The 3527-nt window shown below is 33.6% G+C and carries 1 protein-coding gene, 1 tRNA gene and 2 pseudogenes; 1 reads left to right on the top strand and 3 read right to left on the bottom strand.

What is annotated here, in order from left to right:
- Positions 1–389 (bottom strand): annotated as a pseudogene (locus WG67_RS07910) (GTP cyclohydrolase II); the annotation flags it as partial.
- Positions 390–418: 29 nt separating this feature from the next.
- A tRNA-Leu gene (locus tag WG67_RS00015) sits at positions 419–506 on the bottom strand.
- Between the two features lie 190 nt (positions 507–696).
- Here WG67_RS00015 and WG67_RS00010 point away from each other — a divergent pair.
- Positions 697–1968, top strand: coding sequence for a metallophosphoesterase (locus WG67_RS00010; protein WP_070356701.1), 1272 nt, complete (start codon positions 697–699; stop codon positions 1966–1968).
- Between the two features lie 33 nt (positions 1969–2001).
- Here WG67_RS00010 and dnaA read toward each other — a convergent pair.
- Positions 2002–3385, bottom strand: a pseudogene (gene dnaA, locus WG67_RS00005) (chromosomal replication initiator protein DnaA).
- Between the last annotated feature and the right edge of the window lie 142 nt (positions 3386–3527).

Below are 3527 nucleotides of genomic sequence, written 5' to 3'. Positions count from 1 at the left end.
ATATCAGCCACTAACGCGTATGGCAATAATTCTGAGAACTTAAGCAAGGCAATAGCACATTCATCTATTGTCTTTGAGCATTGCAACTCTTTTATGCAATCTTCCTTTGAACAGTTTATTAAATAGAGCAGTTCATCAAAATTATTCACCAACAGACGTTTGCTGTTATGTTCTTTATTCTGAGATATGTATTTTACCTTACTTGAAGTTAAAGTAACATATACATTACTTGATGTAAGCTTGTATTGATTAAATAAATCTCTTTCTAAAGCCTCAGCAGCAGCAAACAATAGGTAATTACTTTCATCATATATTACAATTGGCCGACCGCGCCTGATTTCGCTGATAGCTCTTTCTACCTTATTGCTACTCTGATTTCCTATAAACATTTTTACCCATATTAAACAGCGATAAAAACTGGTGCGGCCGAGAAGACTTGAACTTCCAAGGCCTTATGAGCCACAGCGACCTCAACGCTGCGTGTCTACCAATTCCACCACGGCCGCACTATATTCTAGTTTTTATATAATTATTTTAAATTACTTAATCATTTTAGAATTTTTCATCTAGAGTGTCAATCTGATACTAGAATAATTTAGAAATTGTTTGTATAATTTGATTATGAATTTTGTGATTATAAATTTTAATCATTTAAGATAACCTTACTACTAATTTTTAACTTAGGTTTTTATACAAATGAATATAGCTAATATCTTTATTTTTTTAGCTCTCTCTCTTATAACTAGCTTTCATTTCGTCCATGCACAAATATTATACACATGGTCTCAAGTTATCCCAGAAAATAAACTAAGCATACGCGCAATTACGGACAATGACATGTGTCCCATTGTTTATGTTGATGGCGAGGAAACAGAAATGCTGAATCGCAGCTTAATTAACAATGGTGGTCATAACGAAACAGTTTGTGAACTGACAGTACAAACAAGTGCCAAAAACATTAGTATTGAGGATCTACGGGTTCCTATATTACCAAAAAAGGTTAATAAAATTGCTTTCATTGGTGACACGGGCTGTAGAATAAATATGTTATTTCAGCAGGAATGTAATTCGGTAGATAGCTGGCCTTTAAAAAAAAATTTAGATTCAATCGCCCTTCATAAACCAGATTTAATTATCCATGTTGGTGATTATCATTATAGACAAACAAAATGTAGAAATACAAAAAAGTGTGGCGATATTTATGGATATAATAAAGAAGTTTGGTACGCTGATTGGTTTGAGCCTGCAAAGGATATTTTATCACAATCCCCTTTCCTTTTTGTTCGTGGAAACCATGAGAGTTGTGATAGAGCTTATGAAGGATGGTTCAGGTATCTAGATTCATACCCCTTTTCGTCTGAAAAATGTGGAAACTTCGTTTCTAGTTGGTCCTTAGATGCTGGACCGATGAAATTTTTTATCTTCGACTCTTCATCCGGTGAGGATATTTTTACAACCCAAAGCACAATTGATGCTTTTGAGAGGCAATTTGATAAATTGATACAAAATAGTTCTGACAAGCCCATGTGGTTTTTAACTCATAAACCGCTTTGGAGATCTCCAAAAAAAGAATTTTTGACATTAAAAAGCCATGGTAATCTTACACAAATCGAAGCTTTTGGAGATAAATTTCCAAGCAATGTTACTACCATAGTTTCTGGCCACATTCATATAGCCCAGATTTTATTAATGGATAATGTTCCAGACCAAATTATAGTTGGAAACGGTGGTGCATCATTACACGCTCAAGATCAAGAATCTGTTTATCAAAATGTAGAATTTGACTATTCAAATGGTAAAAACTACTTAGCACACGAGGTTAGAAACTTTTTTGGCTTTGGCTTTGCAATACTAAATTTAGATGATCACGAATTTACCTTCTATAATCAACACAATAAGGAAATGTATTCTGCGAAGCTAACAGAAGATTTTAAACTTAAACGGATTAAGAGGTTGTCCGGAAACTAGTAAATTCAAGCATATTCCCTCTTTAACATAACCCTACTTAAACATTTTTTTTAATCGATTGATTTCATCAGCAAATTTTGAGTCGGTCTTTATAAAATTTTCTACTTGTTTTACTGCATGTATAACAGTAGCATGGTCTCTGCCACCAAAGTTTCTCCCAATATCTGGTAGGCTTTTTTGCGTAAATTTTTTGGCAAAATACATAGCTATTTGTCTTGGCCTTGCAAGACTGCGAAGCCTTCTATTGGATTGCATATCTGCAACCTTTATATTGAAAAATTCAGCTACTTTCTTTTGTATTTCTTCTATTGTGACTGACCTATGATTTGACCTAAGAAGATCGATTAGGGTTTCACTAGCTGATTCTACCGTCATACTTCTTCCAATTAATGAGGTATGGGTAACCTTATTTAATGCTCCTTCTAATTCTCTTATATTAGATTTTATGTTCCTTGCTAAAAACTCTAGGACATCTTTCGGAACATACATATTCATCTGCTCCACTTTTGCCNNCAGATGATCCAAGCCTTAATTCCAAAGTTGTTTCATTAATATCTGCCACCAACCCCCAACCGAGTCGTGATTTTATTCTTTCTTCCACTCCATCAAGATCACTAGGAGACCTATCAGCTGATATAACCAATTGTTTATTTTGGTCTATCAATGCATTGAAAGTGTGAAAAAATTCTTCTTGTGTACTATCTTTACCACTGATAAATTGCACATCATCTACCATCAATACATCTACTGATCTAAATTGCTCTTTAAATAACATAATATCTTTGCTTCGCAGCGCTGTAATATATTGGTACATGAATTTCTCTGCTGATAAATACACCACTTTTCTTTTTGTTGATGGGGAATTGACTATGTGCCAAGCTATAGCATGCATTAGATGTGTTTTACCAAGTCCCACTCCACCATATAGAAACAAAGGATTGCTGCCTAATATTGGATCTATAGATTCTGCCACACGCTTTGCCGCCGTAAATGCTAATTCATTTGGCTTTCCCACTACAAAATTATCAAAGGTGAACCTTGGATACAGCGGCGAACCAAGATTATGATTACTTTCCTCTCTGTTTTTTAGTATAACATTAAAATTTGAATTCCTCTCCTCAATTACTTGAATATCAATAGAACGTATACTTTTATCTTCGCTTTGCCATAATGATAATATTTTTTTCATGTAATGAACTGTAATCCACTCTTTTATAAACCTTGTTGACACGGATAAAAGAACTTCCCCATTTCTGCTACTGACAAATTTTAGTGAACTCAGCCAGCTATTATATGTTGCTTCTCCATAAAGATTATAAAGACAATTTTGGATTTTTTCCCAAGTAACATTGTGATCCGTTACTGTAATAATCTGATCAAAAAACATAGTAGAAACCTTAGGGCTAGTTAAGTTCATATACCACACCAAGAAAAAAGCAATAATTAGAAAAATATAAGATAATCAATAGCTTACTGCAAAATGAAAAGCTAATACTACTTAATACATACTAAAAATTATGGTGATCTTTTGATGGGTTGTAAAGGGTATAAAAACATTA

It is taken from the genome of Wolbachia endosymbiont of Drosophila incompta, assembly GCF_001758565.1.
Lineage (GTDB): Bacteria > Pseudomonadota > Alphaproteobacteria > Rickettsiales > Anaplasmataceae > Wolbachia > Wolbachia pipientis.
Note: the sequence above shows the minus strand (reverse complement) of the source record. Positions and strands in the feature narration are given on the sequence as shown.